At 38.1% G+C, this 18,148-nt stretch carries 14 protein-coding genes, 1 tRNA gene and 1 other RNA gene; all 16 read left to right on the top strand.

What is annotated here, in order from left to right:
- The coding region (locus tag KAS42_04435; protein MCK4905468.1) for a hypothetical protein at nt 1–713 on the top strand (713 nt) is incomplete at its 5' end.
- A gap of 1 nt (nt 714) precedes the next feature.
- Complete coding sequence (locus tag KAS42_04430; protein ID MCK4905467.1) at nt 715–2,523, top strand: site-specific DNA-methyltransferase; 1,809 nt, start codon at nt 715–717, stop codon at nt 2,521–2,523.
- Nucleotides 2,520–5,333, top strand: coding sequence for a DEAD/DEAH box helicase family protein (locus tag KAS42_04425; protein ID MCK4905466.1), 2,814 nt, complete (start codon nt 2,520–2,522; stop codon nt 5,331–5,333). The genes KAS42_04430 and KAS42_04425 overlap by 4 nt, the downstream gene beginning before the upstream one ends.
- 62 nt (nt 5,334–5,395) lie before the next feature.
- Complete coding sequence (gene amrA / locus KAS42_04420; protein MCK4905465.1) at nt 5,396–5,965, top strand: AmmeMemoRadiSam system protein A; 570 nt, start codon at nt 5,396–5,398, stop codon at nt 5,963–5,965.
- 253 nt (nt 5,966–6,218) lie between these two features.
- Nucleotides 6,219–6,671 carry an SsrA-binding protein SmpB gene (smpB, locus tag KAS42_04415; GenBank protein ID MCK4905464.1) on the top strand — a complete coding sequence of 151 codons (453 nt, stop codon included), beginning with the start codon at nt 6,219–6,221 and terminating at the stop codon, nt 6,669–6,671.
- A gap of 159 nt (nt 6,672–6,830) precedes the next feature.
- Nucleotides 6,831–7,185: a transfer-messenger RNA gene (ssrA, locus tag KAS42_04410) on the top strand.
- Nucleotides 7,186–7,302: 117 nt separating this feature from the next.
- The gene (locus KAS42_04405) at nt 7,303–8,094 is read left to right on the top strand and encodes a glutamate racemase (GenBank protein ID MCK4905463.1); all 792 of its coding nucleotides are present in this window, start codon (nt 7,303–7,305) and stop codon (nt 8,092–8,094) included.
- A gap of 370 nt (nt 8,095–8,464) precedes the next feature.
- Complete coding sequence (gene dnaA, locus KAS42_04400) at nt 8,465–9,811, top strand: chromosomal replication initiator protein DnaA (protein MCK4905462.1); 1,347 nt, start codon at nt 8,465–8,467, stop codon at nt 9,809–9,811.
- A gap of 215 nt (nt 9,812–10,026) precedes the next feature.
- Entirely contained in the window at nt 10,027–11,118 is a 1,092-nt protein-coding gene (gene dnaN / locus KAS42_04395) for a DNA polymerase III subunit beta (GenBank protein MCK4905461.1), read from the top strand.
- A 1-nt stretch (nt 11,119) separates the two neighbouring features.
- Complete coding sequence (locus tag KAS42_04390; GenBank protein MCK4905460.1) at nt 11,120–11,431, top strand: DUF721 domain-containing protein; 312 nt, start codon at nt 11,120–11,122, stop codon at nt 11,429–11,431.
- 172 nt (nt 11,432–11,603) lie between these two features.
- Nucleotides 11,604–14,150, top strand: coding sequence for a DNA topoisomerase (ATP-hydrolyzing) subunit B (gyrB, locus tag KAS42_04385; protein ID MCK4905459.1), 2,547 nt, complete (start codon nt 11,604–11,606; stop codon nt 14,148–14,150).
- An 85-nt stretch (nt 14,151–14,235) separates the two neighbouring features.
- Nucleotides 14,236–14,321 (top strand) — tRNA-Leu (locus KAS42_04380).
- Nucleotides 14,322–14,343: 22 nt separating this feature from the next.
- Nucleotides 14,344–16,092: an ABC transporter substrate-binding protein gene (locus tag KAS42_04375; protein MCK4905458.1), complete on the top strand. Its 1,749-nt coding sequence runs from the start codon at nt 14,344–14,346 to the stop codon at nt 16,090–16,092.
- A 16-nt stretch (nt 16,093–16,108) separates the two neighbouring features.
- Nucleotides 16,109–17,134, top strand: coding sequence for an ABC transporter permease (locus tag KAS42_04370; protein MCK4905457.1), 1,026 nt, complete (start codon nt 16,109–16,111; stop codon nt 17,132–17,134).
- A gap of 38 nt (nt 17,135–17,172) precedes the next feature.
- Nucleotides 17,173–17,964 carry an ABC transporter permease gene (locus tag KAS42_04365; protein ID MCK4905456.1) on the top strand — a complete coding sequence of 264 codons (792 nt, stop codon included), beginning with the start codon at nt 17,173–17,175 and terminating at the stop codon, nt 17,962–17,964.
- A gap of 2 nt (nt 17,965–17,966) precedes the next feature.
- A partial coding sequence (locus tag KAS42_04360) for an ATP-binding cassette domain-containing protein (GenBank protein MCK4905455.1) occupies nt 17,967–18,148 on the top strand: 182 nt, incomplete at its 3' end.

Genomic DNA, 18,148 nt, shown 5'->3' with positions numbered 1-18,148 from the left:
AGGACATTTTAGACCGAAGAATTGATAGCGAAGAAGACATTGAAGAACATTACGGAGAAATTGCTGAAAGATTTTTCAATGCCAGAACACAGGCGCTCCAAAATACAAAGTATTATTTATCTCTTGTAAACGATTTAGATATTTATGTTGCCACTTCAATGAGAAATAAGCAAGACTTTCTGGATATGGCTATTGCTTGTCAGACTATCTTTAAAGACCCCAAAATTAGAAAGCTTAATTTGCGATATTTTGACCCAACGATGAGTGCGGCACATAGCCATGAGGACAAAGGATTGATAGAATGTTTAATGGTACGGTGTGTAAAAGCTTTAATTTATTGTGCAGGAATAAAAGATAGTTATGGTAAAGATGCAGAAGCGGCAATGGCATTAAGTTCAGGAAAACCCGTTATTTTTTATTGCACAGATAGTAGCCGTGGTGAATTCTATAAAAAAGTTCATCCATTAACCAAATTGGTTGATTTCAGCACAGGTGTTGTTAACGGGGCAATGGTTGCATTTAATGTTCAAGAAGTAATCGAACTTCTTTCCAGAATCTTTGAAAATAGGATGGAATATGTAATTAAGCAACCCAAAAAAGGATATTTTAAATTAGTAGAAGTAACGACGGAATCGGATATAAGAATTCAAACTAATGACGAGTTGCTCACAAAAAGTTTTTGGAATTATTTTGACAGGTTTATTAAAGACTAATATGGCAAAAAACAGATATAACAATTACAGCAAAGAGCAACTTTTAGAAAAGATTAAGCAGCTTGAAAAACATCGTTATGGTTTGATGTGGGAAAATAAGCAGGAAGAGGTTGCCGAGCAATGTGACCAGGAGTTACCTGTATTACATGAAGACACTTCACGAGAAATAAAAAGCAAAGCCGGATTGCCGCAAAACATTTTAATTGAAGGCGATAATTACCATGCGCTTTACACGCTCAACTTTACGCACAAGCGTAAAGTTGATGTAATCTACATTGACCCACCCTACAACACAGGAAATAAAAGTTGGCGATACAACAACAACTATGTAGATAAAGAGGACAGATACAGGCATTCAAAGTTTCTTTCTTTCATAAGCAAACGCCTGAGATTAGCCAAGCAACTTCTAAAAGATAGTGGCATTCTCATTTGTGCGATTGATGATTACGAAGTAGCGGCAGTAAAACTGCTCCTTGACGATATCTTCAATGAATTAAATCGTTTAGGAACCTTAGTTGTAGTTCATAACCCGAGAGGAAGGAATGACGACAAGTTTTTCGCCTCTCAACATGAGTACTTACTCATTTATGCAAAGAACTCTGACAAAGCTCATGTAGGGCATTTCACTTTAACAGAGGAAGATAAAGACCAATACAAACAGTTTGACGACATCTCGGCTTTTTCTAAAACATCATTCATCAGAACGGGAAACAATTCAAAGCGAACCGAAAGACCAAACCTTTACTATCCTATTTACTACCACGAAAAGAAAAACAAACTATCACTTGAAAAGCACGACGGTTGGGAAAAACTTTTACCGCTAAATACAAACGGCGAAGAAAAAACTTGGCGTTGGGAGAAAAAAACTTTTAGTGAATTACACGAAACCGAATTATTCGTTAAGAGGGTAAAAGGTGAGAACAAAATCTTTAAAAAAAGAAGATTGCGTGAAACAACAGGGAAAAAGCCAAAAACAGTTTGGTATAACCCAAAGTATGATGCTTCAAGTAATGGTATTATGCTACTTCAAAAAATTTTAGGCAGAGAAAATACTTTCAACTATCCGAAATCACTTTATGCCGTCCGGGACATTTTGGAATTAACAACAAATAAAAACTCCCTTGTTGTAGATTTCTTTGCAGGTTCTGGAACAACAGGACATGCAATTTTAGAACTCAACGACAAAGATGGAGGCAAACGACACTTCATTCTTTGCACAAACAATGAAGTGGGTGAAGCAAAAGAGATTGAATTTAAAAACAAATATAACATCGGTGCTAAAGAATTTACAGACTGGAAAAAAGAAAAAAGGAAAGAGTGGAAAGAATGGTGCGATTTATATGGAATATGTTCATCCGTAACTTATCCAAGGATTAAAAAAGTTATCAAAGGATATAATGGCAATAAGTCCATTTTTGCAAACCTTAAATATTTTAAAACAGAGTTTGTTCCACAGATACTCACAGACAACGACAAACGAGTTTTAGTAAGTCGCAGCACCGAATTGCTTTGCCTTGCGGAAAACACGTTTGAATTGATAAGGCAATCCAAAAGAAAAATGGAATATGCCATTTACCTAAACCCAAAACAATTGACGGCCATTATTTATGATGAGGATGCCATAGAGAAATGCAAAAAAGAATTGGAAGCATTAAAGCCAAAAGACAAGACAGTAATTTATGTTTTCAGTTACGACCATGAGTATAACGTAGAAGATTTTGAGGATTTAACTATTAGTTTTACTGTAAAGCCAATACCCGAAGCGATTTTAAATGTATATCGCAAGAATGCTAAACTGAGAAGAAAATGAAACAGATAGAATTCCAACAAACCTATATCAACGAAGTTGCAGAGACCGCATTGAAATTTCTCAATGATAAATATCGCGAGCAAAGCACTATTGTTTTTAAAGCGCCAACAGGTTCAGGCAAAACTTATATGATTTCGCAGGCATTAACGAAGATCGCCAAGCAAAGCCAAGACCCTTATTCATTTATTTGGATATCCGTTAATTCACTGCACGAGCAAAGCCGTCAAAATCTTTTAAGATATCTGGAAGATGAACGGTTACTGGATTGTATCGGCATTGATGAAATTCAAAATAAGACAATAGAACAAAACGAAATCGTCTTTTTCAATTGGGATAGTTTGATTAAGGATAATAATGTTTTCCGAATGGATAACGAAAGCGACTGGAATTTACAAAGTATGGTCGCCAACACTAAAGAAGAAGGCAGAGAAATTATTTTAATCATTGACGAAAGCCATCGAACGGCTAAAGCTGAAAAAGCACAAGATGTAATTAAGGAAATCGGGCCTAAACTAATCCTTGAAATGACAGCAACCCCCTTAAAAAGTTTTGGAACCCAGATAGAAATCCCACTACAAATAGTTATTGATCAAGAAATGATTAAACGTGAAGTTCAAATCAACCCCAATTCGCAACACATAAAAGAGAACAAAGAGCTTTTGGAAGTTGCTCTTGAAAAACGCAAGCAACTGAAAGCCGCTTATGAGAACATGGGGGTAAACATCAATCCGCTCATACTCATCCAAATCCCAAATAGGAAAGTAACCGATTCAACAGCACCAGAAGATTATATTATTGGGCTTTTAGCAGAACACAACATCACGCAATCTAATGGCAAATTAGTAACTCGCCTTTCAGGTGACGATATAAAAGAACTTGATGAAAAAGTTAAACCGAATGATAGCACAGTGGATGTTCTCATTTTCAAAGAAGCCATAGCGTTAGGCTGGGATTGCCCCCGCGCATCCATTCTTTTTTTACAGCGTGAATGGAAACAGAACCGGTATGTATTTAACATTCAAACCCTTGGTCGTATTATGCGAATGCCTGAACAAAAACATTATGATGAAAAACCAGAGTTGAATATAGGTTATGTTTTTTCTGCTTCTGATAATTTTGAAATTGTTCAGGAATTGGCAGGTGATTATGCAAGTTCTCGGCAAATGAAAAGAGATGAGGGCCGATATTTAAAGCCAGTCAAAATTCATTCTGAATTTATCCGCAGGAAAAGAGAACTTACTCGGCTTTCAGGTGATTTCAAGAAATGTCTGTTTGAAGCGGCGGAAGAACTGAAAACGAAAGATGAAATAAATTCCAACGTAAAAAGTATTCAAAAATCTTTTGGCGTAGCAGGTAAAGCCGCAACGATTGATCTTGACCAGAAAATAGAATTTGAAAAACAAATTCAAATAAAAAAAGACATTCGTGAAGTAACCGACAGCTACACTACCCTTTGCGGTGAAATGACTTCACCTTATGCAAAATCCCGTTCATCTCAAATCATTAAATCTTCTCTTCGCTCATGGTTCAAAGAAGTTTTCGGAATCGGCGATGAAGACCAGGTTTCAATAATTGTAATGCAGCGACACTATAAGCCCAAATTTAAACAACTGTTAGAAGTGGCAAAAGAAAAATATAAACAACTTCCGACTAAAAGCGAAGAAATAGTTGTAAACAAAGATTGGGAAGCGCCCGAAAGCATGAGTATTTTCTCGGATTATGCTGAAATAAAAAAATCAGATAAGTCTATCATTAAATCCGAAGATGAAAAAAAGCTTTTCGTTAAGAAAAACAAAATCGGCAAGATAGAACTTTCAAAACCTGAAAGAATATTTATTGAAGGACTGGAAAAAACCGATGATGAATTGCAATGGTGGTTTAAAAATTCTTATGGCGAGAGCAAATATTTCAGCATTGCATACAAAAAAGCAAACGGTCACTACTATTCCTTCTACCCCGATTTCATTTTAAAAACAAAAAAAGAAACTCTCATTGTTGAAATAAAAGACGATAATGGTTTCAAGACAGCGGAAAACGCTTTGAAACTTCGTGCAAGTCAAGATTATCTCGCCAAGTATAAACACAAAGAGAAACTTCGTTTTTATATCCTTTCGCCGAATGATTATGATAATTTCTTCCAGCAATTACAGAGTCAAGACTTAGATAAATTCAAATCCCTTTTTGAGGCAGGATTGCTTCGTTACATCAAGAGTCAACAAGTTATAATAAATAATAAAGATAAAAACGAAATAACTACCAAAGAAAAGGAGTGGTTGCATGAGGTTGAAAAGGAATTAGAAAAAACGATTGATGAACATAAAGACACAAAGCTAAAAAATGAACTGCTACAAATGCAATTGAATGATGCACAGGAAAACATTAAAGTGCTTTCAAAATCGTTAAGTCAGATAAAGCCAGAAAAAGAAAAACGAGAGAAAATTAAAATTCAAACACCCTTCAATATATGTGTACTAGGAGAGGTTTCTGATGAAGTGCTTATAATACAAGAGCTACAAAAATATTTTACTAAAAATGGGGTGGGAACAAATAATTGGGATATTAAGTTTTTCAATAATATAAAACTCCAAAGCAGCGATGTATTGCGTTCACTCATAAAAGGACAGAGCAAGTTTCATCTTGTCATTACAGGTCAAATCCACCATCATTCTGGCAAAGGCAATAAAAAAGCTAATATTATTTCTGAATTAAAAAGCCCTAAATATATACCCAGTGTCGTTGGCTCTGAACCACAAGATTTATTAACGCCAGATAAAACCTTGCAAGCAATAGAGAGTTTTTTCCAGCATTAAAATAGTTGCCTATCCTGCCATGACTCCGACGACATGGGTTGTGTTTTAGGAAAGAAGAGCTCATGCTTAACGAAGAACAAAAGAAGAAATTATTAAAAATAGCGCGGCAGACGATAGAGACATATATAAAAGAACGAAGGGTGGCTGAATTCAGCGAAGATGACCCTGAACTTTCGGAAACTTGTGGCGCTTTTGTAACTTTAAGAAATGCAAAGAGTAAATCTCGTGACGAAGACGAATCTCTTAGGGGTTGTATCGGGCATATTATAAGCAACGAGCCGCTTTACAAGACGGTGAGGGATATGGCTATTGCCTCAAGCACTCAAGACCCCAGATTCCCCCCTGTTACCACGGATGAACTCAAAGACATAAAAATAGAAATATCTGTTCTTTCTATTCCTAAATTAATAAAAGATATTAAGGAATTTGAACTTGGTAAGCATGGCGTGATTGTTCGGAAAGGTTTTAATCAAGGCTTGTTTCTGCCGCAGGTTGCCACGGAAACCGGCTGGAGCAAGGAAGAATTCCTATCAAACCTCTGCTCTCACAAAGCCGGACTTTCATCTGATGCGTGGAAAGATAAAGATACAAATATCCATATATTTGATGCGGAAGTGTTTGAAGAAAAATAGATGACAATAAAATCCGAAACTCGAATATCCCCCGAGAAATCTGAAAGATTTCCGTGACTGAGTCCTCGGAATTTCTCTGAAATTCCAGAGGTGAAATTCGAAACAATATTTAATGACAGAATCTCAAATGACCAAAATAGTAAGTTTAGGAAATTATAAAATTAGAATTTTGAATTTGTTTCGTGCTTCGGGTTTAGGATTTCGAATTTTTAATTGATTGACCTTTACTCCTCTGTTTCGCTACAATCCCACCATGGCAGGAAAAATCATTAAAAACAAGCGGGCTTTCTTTGAATATCATATTACGGATAAATTTGAAGCCGGGCTTGCGCTTAAGGGAACCGAGGTTAAATCTCTACGGGAAGGCAATGTAAGTATAGTTGATTCTTTCGCACGAGTTGAAGCCGGAGAGGTTTTTCTCTACAATATGCACATTACACCCTACGAAGAGGGTGGGATATTTAATACATCTCCGACCAGAAAAAGAAAACTTCTTTTAAATAAAAACGAGATAAAGAAACTTTCGGGAAAACTCTCTCTTAAAGGATTGACGTTAATACCTCTTAAACTTTATTTTAGTAGTCGGGGTTGGGCGAAGATGGAGCTTGGGCTTGCAAAAGCTAAAAAGCTTTTTGATAAACGCGCCGATTTAAAAAAACGCGACGTAGAAAAAGAAATAAGAAAAGCAGTAAAAGATAATAGTTAATGGGTAACGGTAACGAAACCCGTATCGGTCAGGGTTAGGGTAACGCAAAAAAAGACGATTAACGTAATCCCCATTGATTTCTACGAAATCATAACATGGGGACAATGCCGAAAAACGAAACGGGCATCGTAACCGTTCAACGTTAAACGAGTATTACATGGGGGTGCCAAGGCATCGACATGGAGCAAGTAGCTAAAGGGAGCATGCCGAGGTCGTCGGGAGGCCTCGTAAAAACACCCGACAAAACACAAAAGCTGAAGAAGCTGTAGCTTTCGCCGCTTAAGGCGGCTGACATCCTTATACGCTTTCGCCTATTGGGCATTAAGGATGCAAGAAAATGGGCTTACCTTTCGTTTTAGGTCTGAAGGACGAGAGGAAAAATCAAGCAGACTCGTTTCTTTTTTATCTTGTCCTTAAGAGAGAAAAGAAATTAAACTAAAATAAGGAACAAGCATGTAGTCGCCTTTTAGGAGCTTCTTTATGGACACGGGTTCGATTCCCGTCACCTCCACCAAATTTATTTCTTCGCGTTACATAACGCGAAAGATTTTGACATAAGCGCCAGTTTTACAAAACAATTATAGACATGAAAACAACGCCTCTAATCCGAAATCCGAACAGCCCAATAGGCATGTTTGATTCCGGCGTTGGTGGTCTAACTCTTTTAAAAAGTATAAAGCGTATTCTTCCAAATGAGCAATTAATATATTTCGGTGATACTGCGCATCTTCCTTATGGAACTAAGTCCCCGAAGGTTGTCCAAAATTTTTCCCTGCAAATAGCAAAATTTTTAGTAGGTTTTAAGATAAAATCTTTAGTCATAGCTTGTCATACCGCTTCTTCGGCCGCCCTTTCTGATTTAAAGATAAAACTGGACATACCCGTGATCGGTGTTATAGAACCCTCGGCGCAAAAAGCCGTAACAACGACAAAAAACCAGAAGATTGGAGTCATCGGCACAAAAACAACCATTGAAAGCGGAAGCTACCAATCTTTTATACAAAAGATAAATCCTAAAATATCTATAACTACAGTTGCCGCCCCTCTTTTGGTTCCGCTTGTCGAAGAAGGCTGGATTAACAAAGAGGCTACGCAAATTATTCTTAAAGAATATGTTGCGCCTTTTAAAAAAGCACAAATAGATACACTCATACTTGGTTGCACTCATTACCCTCTTATAAAACAGCTTTTTCGCCGAGAGCTTGGGCCAAAAGTCTTTCTTATAGACGCTTCCATAGAAACGGCTCTTTACTTAAAAAAGCTTCTTAACCAAAAATCGCTAATTAATAATGGTATTTCTACGCCCGATTATCGTTTTTATGTAAGCGATGACCCTAATAAGTTTTCTAGATTAGCCCGAACATTTCTCGGTGAAAAAATTAAAGCAGTAAAACCTGTCGACTTAGAGAATTGGAGTTATTAAATTGGGTGTTTTTTTATCCGCTTACTACGCCTATCGCTTTTTAAAAACCGATAGGCGTAGAGCAGAGGATTAATCTTCCCCCACTTGAAAACTTATTGTCATTAGAGTAAAATAGCGGAAAGAGGCCTTGCTGGCTACCTATTAAAAGTATTCTTTTTTAAAAAGTCGGATAAAACGATGTGCTTAAAAAGGAAAGAAATTATTGTGGACAAGTTGTTGGTGGTAAATCGCTTTTTAGGGTTTTTCCCTACCAAGAGAAAAACAAAACCAGCCCGCCGAAGGCTTTCTTGTTTTGCGTATACGCTTACACCGCCACCTCTTAATAAGTCGTTCTTTTGTGTGGATAACCTGTGAATAAAAAAGGGTTGAAATGAGTTTATCTAAAGAAATCAGCGTCTGGGATAAGGCTTTACTGGCAATAAAAGACCAAGTTGACGAAAAAAGTTTTAATATGTGGTTTAAACCGCTTAATTTTATTTCGTCTGACAAAAATATTCTTAACATTGAGGCTCCTTCCCAATTGTTCGCCGACTGGATTAATAAAAATTATAAGGAAATAATAGATAAAGGGTTGTCTTCTGTCGCAGATCAGAAAATAAAAATAGATTTTTCTATACGCCGCGAAGTTAAGGGAAGCCCAAAAATCAAAAAACAAGGTCCATCGCTTTTTGATAGACCCAACGCGGGTTTTTCGCCGCGATTAAACCCCAACTACACTTTTGATAAATTCGTTGTCGGGGGAGGAAACCAGTTTGCTCATGCCGCCGCAATAGCTGTGGCCCATTCTCCCGGCAAAGCATATAACCCCTTCTTTATCTATGGCGGCGTAGGTTTAGGGAAAACGCATCTAATGCAGGCAATAGGTAACGAGCTTACCCTAAAACTCGGAGGTAAAAATGTTCAATATATTTCCAGCGAGAAATTTACCAATCAGCTGATAAATGCAATACAAAACAGAACAACAGAAAAGTTTCGGAAGAATTATCGCTCTTTGAGTGTGCTTCTTATTGATGACATCCAGTTTATTGCCGGAAAAGAAAGCACCGAAGCAGAATTTTTCCACACATTCAACGAACTTTATGATGCCCATAAACAAATTGTGGTTTCCAGCGATCGCCCCCCCCAAGAGATATCCACACTAGAAAAGCGACTTATGTCCCGATTTCGTTGGGGGTTAGTTGCAGACATTCAACCCGCAGATTTTGAAACGAGAATGGCAATTTTACAGAAAAAAGCGTTGTTTTACGGGTATAACGTGCCCGAGGATGTGCTTTCTTATATATGCTCCGGAATTACGGCAAATATAAGAGAGTTAGAGGGCGCGTTAATACGAGTAGTTGCATATTCTTCCTTAAACGGGAAAAGCCTGAACCTTGAAGTCGTGAAAGAACTTCTAAAAGATTTAATAACGGTTAATGATACCAAGAAAACAATAACAATTGATTTAATTAAAGAAGAGGTTAGTAAGGTGTTTAACGTAAAGGTTTCCGAGATGAACTCCAAAAAACGGGACCGGTTGATTGTTTATCCGCGCCAAGTTGCAATGTATTTAGTAAGAGAATTAACCGATTTTTCTCTACCCGGGATAGGTTATAATTTCGGCGGAAGAGACCATACAACCGTAATGCATGCGTGTAATGTGATTAAAACAAGGAAAAAAGCGGATAAAAATCTTGACCAGATGATTAATCAGATAATACAAAATCTAAAATGTTAAGCCGATTAAAGATAGGGTCATTTATATTGTTGATAGTGTGGATATTAAAAAAGTTTTTCCACATAAAATTTAAAAGCATAATAATGGTGGGAATAAAGCCTTACAATGTTTTCCCTATTATTAACAGCACTTACTATTAAGACTATGTTTTTTATATATTAATATATTAAGAGTAATAACAAGGTTTTATTAAAATTTTAGGATAAGGAGGAAAAATGAGAATAAAAACAACACAAAACGAATTATTTAAAAGCTTACAAATTACTCAAGGAGTCATATCTACAAGAACAACCTTACCAATACTTTCATATTTTCTTTTAACAGCTAAAAATGGAAAAATATCTCTTTTTAGCACAGATTTAGAGGTGGGAGTTAAGTGTAGCGTTTTAGGGGAAGTTATAGAAGAAGGAATAATAGCATTACCTGGAAAAAGGACGTTGGAGCTAATAAGAGAATTCCCAAAAGGGGATGTTGAAATTTCCACGGAAAAAAACAGCACGACAATAAAATGCGCAAAAACACGCATACAAATAAATACACTTCCTCCTGACGATTTCCCTAATTTTCCTGAAATTATTGGACAAAAGGTTAGTTTAAAGGGAGACCTGTTAAAGTCAATGGTTCAAAAAACTATTCTCGCTGTCTCTAGAGAAGAAAGTAGATATACCCTAACAGGTTTATATTTATCAATAAAAGGCGACAATATAGAAATGGTGGGAACAGACGGACGACGACTATCTTTAATTGAAGAAACTATTACAGCTGAAGCTGGGAAACAAAAAAAGAGCTGCATACTGCCGGTAAAAACGTGTAATGAAATTGCAAGGATAATGACAGACGAGGAAATTATTTTAACCTTAGGCGAGAAACAAGTGAATTTTGTCCAAAAAAACATTTCTCTTACCTCTCGGCTAATAGAAGGCGAGTTCCCTGACTATACTAAGGTTATCCCTAATAATTTCCAACAAAAACTAATAATTAATAGGCAGGAATTAATAGAAGCGGTTACAAGGGCGTATGTTTTAACTAAAGAGAAAGGCGGTTCCGTAAAGTTTGACATTCAAAAGGATTCTATAATCATCAGCTCAAAGGTTTCAGAGGTCGGAGAATCATCCGAACAGATAATGATTAAAAACGCAGAAAAAGAAATAAAAATAGCGTTTGATCCGGAATACATGCTGGACGCTTTGAAGGTTATAGGAGGTAAAGAGATTTTTGTGGGGCTAAACTCTACAAAAGAAGCAGCGCTCTTTAGGCCCATGGACAACGAAAAATTTGCTTATGTCTTAATGCCAATGGAGATATAGGATGGCCACAAAAGGACCGGAGCCTCTTGGTAAAATTTTAAAAAAAATATGGAAGAAAATAGAAAAACAAAAAGAAGAAAAAACGGAAATTGCACAAGTTTTGGACAAACTCAACTTGGTTTTAGGGAAGAATATAAGTTCCCACGCGAAACCGTACAAGATTTACAAAAAAAAACTTATTATTGCGGTTAATTCTCCTGTGTATTTGCAAGAACTTCTTTTTAAAAAAGAAAAAATAATAGAGGCAGTAAATCAAACCTTTGGTAAAGAAAAAATAAAGGAAGTTAACTTTAGGGTAGGAGCGCCTCGTTAGAGATGTGTGATAATTTATATCCCAAAGCGTTGACGGGATTATTTTTAATGTAGAATGGGCAGATAGTTTTTATATCTAATTTTCAAGCAGAGTTCCACGGACTTTAGTCCGTGGGTGAATGCGTATAAAGGTACCGCGGGTTTTAACCCGTGGGGTTCCATTGGAGAGAACAATGCAAAAAAACGAACAAAAAGATTACACAGCAAAAAGCATTCATGTTCTTAAGGGTGCGGATGCGGTAAGAAAAAGACCGAGTATGTATATTGGAAGCGTCTCTGAAAGAGGGCTTCACCAATTAGTAGAAGAAATTGTCGCTAACTCTATAGACGAAGCAATGGCGGGGCATTGCGACGAAGTAAATATTACCATCCACACCGACAACTCCGTAACGATTGTAGATAACGGCAGGGGCATTCCAGTTGATAAACACCACGGTTCGAATAAATCTGCGATAGAAGTGGTAATTACCACCCTACATGCGGGCGGTAAATTTGACAACAAAGCCTATCAGGTCGCGGGTGGTTTGCATGGAGTAGGAATTTCTGTTGTCTGCGCGCTTTCGGAATGGATGGAAGCAGAAGTTTCCAGAGATGGCAAAATATATTCTATGAAATTTGCCAGAGGAAAAGCCACAACGCCGCTACAAATAGTCGGAAAGAGCCAAAAAACAGGGACAAAAATTGCTTTTTGTCCGGATAAAGAAATCTTTACAGTTACAGAGTTTAGCGATGATATTATTATTCCAAGACTTCGAGAATTAGCGTTTTTAAATAAAGGCATAAAAATAAATTTTCTTAATGAGAAAACGACCAAAGAAGAAAAATTCTTTTTTGAAGGCGGGATTGCATCTTTTGTTCAATATTTAAGCAAGAACAAGGGTATGTTGCACGATAAGCCTATTTATTTCGAAAATACAAAGGATAAAATCATTATAGAATTTGCCATTCTTTTTACGAAGGAATACAAGGAACACACGTTTTCCTTTGCGAACAACATTAATACGCATGAAGGAGGAACACATCTTTCGGGTTTTAAGGCTGGATTGACGCGCGCAGTAAACGATTATATGCACAAGCATTATTCAGATAAAGAAATAAAAGCATTACAGCTTTCGGGGGATGATATACGCGAAGGGATGATAGGTATAATCAGCGTGAAATTACCTGAGCCCCAGTTTGAAGGACAAACAAAAACGCGCCTGGGAAATAGCGAAGTTCAAGGAATTGTTAGTTCCTATACCAACGAAAAATTGGGCGAGTTTTTACAAGAGAACCCACCCGTCGCCCGACAGATAATTGAAAAATGCATTACAGCCGCAAGAGCGCGTGATGCGGCAAGAAAAGCGCGGGAATTAGTAAGAAGAAAAGGCGCGCTTGATTCTGCAACATTGCCCGGCAAACTTGCCGATTGTTCTGAAAGGGACCCCACGAAAACAGAGCTTTTTTTAGTAGAGGGTGACTCGGCCGGCGGTTCCGCTAAACAGGCAAGAGACAGAAGAACTCAGGCAATTCTGCCTTTAAAAGGAAAAATTTTGAACGTGCAAAAAGCGCGGATGGACAAAATTATAAGAAACGAAGAAATATGCACCATGATAACCGCCCTAGGCGCTGGCATAGATGAAGATTTTAATATTAGCAAACTAAGATATGGTCGCGTCATTCTAATGACGGATGCCGACATAGACGGATCCCATATTAGAACGCTTCTTTTGACATTCTTTTATAGGCAAATGGCACCATTGCTTGAGCAAGGGCATATTTATATTGCCCAACCTCCCCTATATAAAGTAAAAAGAGGGAAAAAAGAAATATATGTCCAGAACGAAGAGCAACTCACGGCTTTTGTTATTAAAGGGGCGACGGAGGGAATAACTGTCTATGATGTAGCAAAAAAACAAACCATATCTGAAGAAGAAATAAAAGAGATTATTAAGATTCTACTTCAGGTGGAAAAAATATCGCCGTCGTTAAAACGCAAAGGGCTCACGCTGGAAAAATATCTAAAAAACCGCTCCCCAGAAGGAAAACTACCTTTATTTGGGGTGAAAAAGGAAGACAAAACACAGTTTTTCTATAACGAACAAGAACTGGCTTCTTTTATGGAAAAAGCTGAAGCAGAGAGAGCTAATAATTTATCAAAGACTACAGACGAACATTCTGCATTACCACCTTCGTCTGAGAATGAGATGGAAAGCGAATCTTCTCAAGACGGAGGAGAAAACAATGCAAAGACGGAAAAACAAAACGATTTAAATTTTAAGCCTGCACCTAAAAGAACCAACATCTTTTTCGGGTATACGCAGGCAGGATGGGAAGTTCGAGAGTTTACCGAATCTCGGCAAATTGAAAAAATTATAGCGAAGTTAACAGAGAGCGGCCTAAACCTGAATATTCTTCAATCTACCGCAAAGCCCGCATATAGAATAAAAAACGATAGCGAAGAATACCTTGTTTTCTCGGGAATAGAATTATTGGAGAAGATAAAAGAATTGGGGAAAAAGGGTCTTTCTATCCAGCGATATAAAGGACTTGGAGAAATGAACCCCGAGCAACTTTGGGAAACTACCATGAACCCCGAAGAAAGAACGCTTGTGAAAATTCGGCTAGAAGATGCGTATGCTGCTGATGAAATTTTCACGATGCTTATGGGAGACGAAGTTGAACCTCGCAGAGAATATATCCAAACCCATGCACTTGAAGTTCAAAACCTTGACGTGTAAGAGAAAGCAAAAAGGCAAACAAGTTTAAAGTTTCACCTTTAATAGACGCCCTTGGGTTTTTTTGATAGAATAAAAAAACACGCTTGCCGGAATGGCGGAATTGGCAGACGCGCTGGATTCAAAATCCAGTGGACCTTAAAGTCCGTGTGGGTTCAACTCCCACCTCCGGCACTATCTTGAAGGGAGGGATTTAATGAGTACAAAAAAAGTAAGGTTTTTGGTATTGTTCGGAGTTTTTCTCATCGCTACGTTAGTCCCCTTATCTGTTTTTACAGCAAGCCTTAACAAGATTCCTCGTTCTGAAGCTCTTTATTTCAATGGAATGCAATGGGGACCTCCAACGAATTTTAATCCGCTTTCAGGCAATGCGGCTTGGCCTGTTGGTAATAGTAATGAGCAGCAAAATGTTATTTACGAGCCGCTGTTTCTATACAATATGCTCACAGGGGAATCAGAACCTTTCATTGGAACGAAGCGTACGTGGACAGACGAGTATACCTTAAAAATAAATCTTCGCGAGGATGTGTGTTGGCAGGATGAGAAACCACTTACTGCTGCTGATGTCGTTTATACTTTTGAGCTGGCTAAAAAATATTCTCTTGGTTATAGCAACTTTTGGTTATATGTGGATAGCATCGTTGCAACAGGGTCATATACTTTTGAGATTAGACTAAAGAAAGATAATCCCAATAAACTGGTGATAGCTGACCAGCTTATCCTTACTCATATACTCCCCAAACATGTATGGGAGAAAATAGAGGCGGATTTTAATTATGATATAAAGAAAATACGCGAATATAAAAATGAGCATCCGTTAGGCTCGGGTCCTTACGGTGTGTATTATTATTCCACAGAACAAATAATCGTCAAACGCTATGAAGAATATTGGGGGAAAAACTTATTTGGGAAACTGCCTGCTCCTAAGTATTTAATACATCCCATTTCAAAGAGCAATGACGCAGGTAATCTTGCATTTGGAAAGGCAGAGATTGATGTCAGCCAGCAATTCATTCCCCAGATATGGAAGATGTGGGAAAAGGGACTTCCAATCGGAACATGGTACAAACATGAGCCGTACTTTGTCCCTGCCTCAACTCCTTCATTGTGGTTTAACTTAAAAAAACACCCTCTTGATATACCGGAAGTTAGAAAGGCAATCGCTTATTCCATTAATTATAAAAAGATTGCGGAGCTGGCGATGACAAAATATTCACCAACCGCGAACTCAAGCCTGATACTTCCTTTTGGTTCCGAAAAAAAATATTTTGATGAGGGGAGAGTGAAAACATCAGGATGGGATTATAATCCCCAAAAATCCATAAAACTTTTGGAGAGTATTGGGGCAAAAAAAGGAAGAGATGGTATCTATGTTCTCAAGGATGGGACAAGGCTGGGACCTTTTAAGCTTGAATGTCCCTATGGGTGGACGGATTGGATGGTTTCTCTTGAAATAGTTGCAATCTCGGCAAAAAAAGTGGGGATTGAGATGAACACCTACTTCCCTGAAACCCCGGTTTGGTCGGATGATAAATTATCAGGCAATTTCGACATGATAATGGATACACCTGCGGGAAGCCCTACGCCTTCACAGCCTTGGTCAAGGTTCTATACCGTTATGTATTCTAAAGGCGTAGCTCCCATCGGAGAACTTACATTCCGTAATTATGGAAGATACAGCAATGCTCGCGTTGATGAAATTCTGGAGAGAGTTGCTACCATAACTGACGAGGCAGAGATTAAGAGACTCTATGGAGAGTTGGACGAAATATATATGAGAGATGTTCCCACAATAGTGCTTGAATACAGGCCTTGGTTGTTTTATGAATACAACTCGACACACTGGACCAACTTCCCTAATGAGGAAAACCCATATGCTCCACCTCAAGTCTGTATTTTTGGCGCAGGAGTCCGAGCGCTCTATGGTATTAAACCGGTAAAATGATGTATATTTTTGCGCAATGAAAAAATCAGCGAGTCCATACGCAAGGTATCTTACCCAAAAATTAGGATGGTACATTTTAACCTTTTTTATCGCCGTCCTTCTCAACTTTCTCTTGCCAAGGCTTATGCCGGGCAATCCGATAAGCGGTATAGTAGCCAAAATGGGTACTGGGGGAGCGCCAAGCGATGTGCTTCAAAAACTTTATACCTCCTATACGCAGGAATTCGGCTTAGATAAACCTCTGCATATCCAATTTTTTCATTATCTTCTTAATGTTTTACGCGGCGACCTTGGCACGTCCTTCAGTTTATACCCAACTAAAGTCAACGAGATACTTGCCCGAGCGTTGCCTTGGACGATAGCTTTGCAAATACCGGCTATACTGGTCGGATGGATACTTGGTAATTTATTGGGAGCAGTAGCTGCCTATAAAGGGGGCAAATTTGATAGTCTAATTTTCCCTGGCGCATTATTTATAAATTGTATTCCCTATTATTGCTTAGCTATTATTCTACTTTATTTTTTCGGAGTTGTTTTTGACATCCTTCCCATAGGCAGAGGATATAGCCCGCAATTTATACCCTCCTTCTCTCTCCCTTTCTTTTTCGATCTTCTCAAGCATTATGTTCTGCCATTTCTATCTATCGTTTTGGTAGCTATAGGCGGCCAGGCAATCGGGATGAGAGCAACAAGTATTTACGAATTAAACACCGATTATGTAAATTATGCAAAATCGTTAGGTATAAGAGATAGGAAAATTATTCAATATGTCTTTAAGAATGCGATGTTACCCCAGATAACGGGTCTGGCAATTAGCTTAGGAGCTATGGTGGGAGGGTCGCTGATAACAGAAATAGTTTTCTCATATCCGGGAATTGGCACCAGTTTATTCAACGCTATTCGTCAGCAGGACTATCCATTGATACAGGGTTGTACACTTGTTATTGCTATAGCAATACTTGCGGCAAATTTTCTCATAGATATTGTGTACGCAACAATAGACCCAAGGATTAGGGCTTCCCAGGTGGAGGAGCAGAGTTGAAAACCATAAGAACCCTTATTAGATCCAAGAGATTTTTAATGGGATTCTGTGTTTTTTCAATTTTACTGATTAGCACTCTGTTGTTTACTAAGTTCAATTCAAAAGACCCATCCGAAATGGTGGGGTCTCTCTATGAGCCTCCTTCCAGAGAGCATATTTTAGGAACAGATAATTTCGGGAAGGATGTTTTTGTTGAGCTAATATATGGCATTAGGACATCCATATTTGTCGGGTTGGTAGCGGGCATAATCGCTACCATTATTGGGACTACAATTGGCGCCGTTGGCGGGTATATCGGTAAATGGGTAGACCATATGCTCAATAGCCTAACAAATCTCCTTTTGGTAATTCCTTCGTTTATAATATTGATACTTTTGGCTGTTAGCCTTCGACAAAGGTCTCTGATGTTAATTGCAGGGGTCATCGCAGTAACTAGCTGGCCTTGGACAGCAAGAGCAGTGAGAGCGCAAGTTTCGAGTTTAAAGACTAAAGACCATATAAACATGGCTAAGTTAAACGGGAAAGGCACCCCTGAAATTATTTTAACAGAGGTTCTCCCCTATATGTTTTCCTATATTTTTATGGTATTTGTTCTGCAGGTAGCCGGGGGAATATTAAGTGAAGCGGGGTTGAGTATGTTGGGACTTGGTCCCCAAAATACTATCTCTTTGGGAATAATGCTGTCGTGGGCTCTTAATTTTGAAGCAATGAGAACCGGAGCTTGGTGGGCCTTTATTCCACCAGTTTTCTTTATTGCTATTATAACTTTTTCATTATGTTTGATAAACGTGGGAATGGACGAAATTTTCAATCCGAGGTTAAGAAAGTAAAGATGAAAGAACTTCTTGTAGTAAAAGACCTTAGGGTATACTATCATGTTGAACCCGGAGAAGACGTAAGGGCGGTTGACGATGTTTCTTTAACGCTTTACGATGGCGAGGTGTTAGGGATAGCGGGGGAATCAGGGTGCGGGAAATCTACGCTGGCGAGAGGTTTAAGCGGCATTTTCACTCC

The sequence above is a fragment of the bacterium genome (assembly GCA_023135785.1).
Classification (GTDB): domain Bacteria; phylum CAIJMQ01; class CAIJMQ01; order CAIJMQ01; family CAIJMQ01; genus CAZNJA01.
Note: the sequence above shows the minus strand (reverse complement) of the source record. Positions and strands in the feature narration are given on the sequence as shown.

What these genes read in the sequence shown, in the direction of transcription:
- smpB (MCK4905464.1), top strand. Translation starts at nt 6,219, where the DNA reads ATGGCAGGAAAAATCATTAAAAACAAGCGGGCTTTCTTTGAATATCAT.
- KAS42_04365 (MCK4905456.1), top strand. Translation starts at nt 17,173, where the DNA reads ATGGGATTCTGTGTTTTTTCAATTTTACTGATTAGCACTCTGTTGTTT.
- dnaA (MCK4905462.1), top strand. Translation starts at nt 8,465, where the DNA reads ATGAGTTTATCTAAAGAAATCAGCGTCTGGGATAAGGCTTTACTGGCA.
- KAS42_04425 (MCK4905466.1), top strand. Translation starts at nt 2,520, where the DNA reads ATGAAACAGATAGAATTCCAACAAACCTATATCAACGAAGTTGCAGAG.
- KAS42_04405 (MCK4905463.1), top strand. Translation starts at nt 7,303, where the DNA reads ATGTTTGATTCCGGCGTTGGTGGTCTAACTCTTTTAAAAAGTATAAAG.
- dnaN (MCK4905461.1), top strand. Translation starts at nt 10,027, where the DNA reads ATGAGAATAAAAACAACACAAAACGAATTATTTAAAAGCTTACAAATT.
- KAS42_04390 (MCK4905460.1), top strand. Translation starts at nt 11,120, where the DNA reads ATGGCCACAAAAGGACCGGAGCCTCTTGGTAAAATTTTAAAAAAAATA.
- KAS42_04375 (MCK4905458.1), top strand. Translation starts at nt 14,344, where the DNA reads ATGAGTACAAAAAAAGTAAGGTTTTTGGTATTGTTCGGAGTTTTTCTC.
- KAS42_04370 (MCK4905457.1), top strand. Translation starts at nt 16,109, where the DNA reads ATGAAAAAATCAGCGAGTCCATACGCAAGGTATCTTACCCAAAAATTA.
- amrA (MCK4905465.1), top strand. Translation starts at nt 5,396, where the DNA reads ATGCTTAACGAAGAACAAAAGAAGAAATTATTAAAAATAGCGCGGCAG.
- KAS42_04430 (MCK4905467.1), top strand. Translation starts at nt 715, where the DNA reads ATGGCAAAAAACAGATATAACAATTACAGCAAAGAGCAACTTTTAGAA.
- gyrB (MCK4905459.1), top strand. Translation starts at nt 11,604, where the DNA reads ATGCAAAAAAACGAACAAAAAGATTACACAGCAAAAAGCATTCATGTT.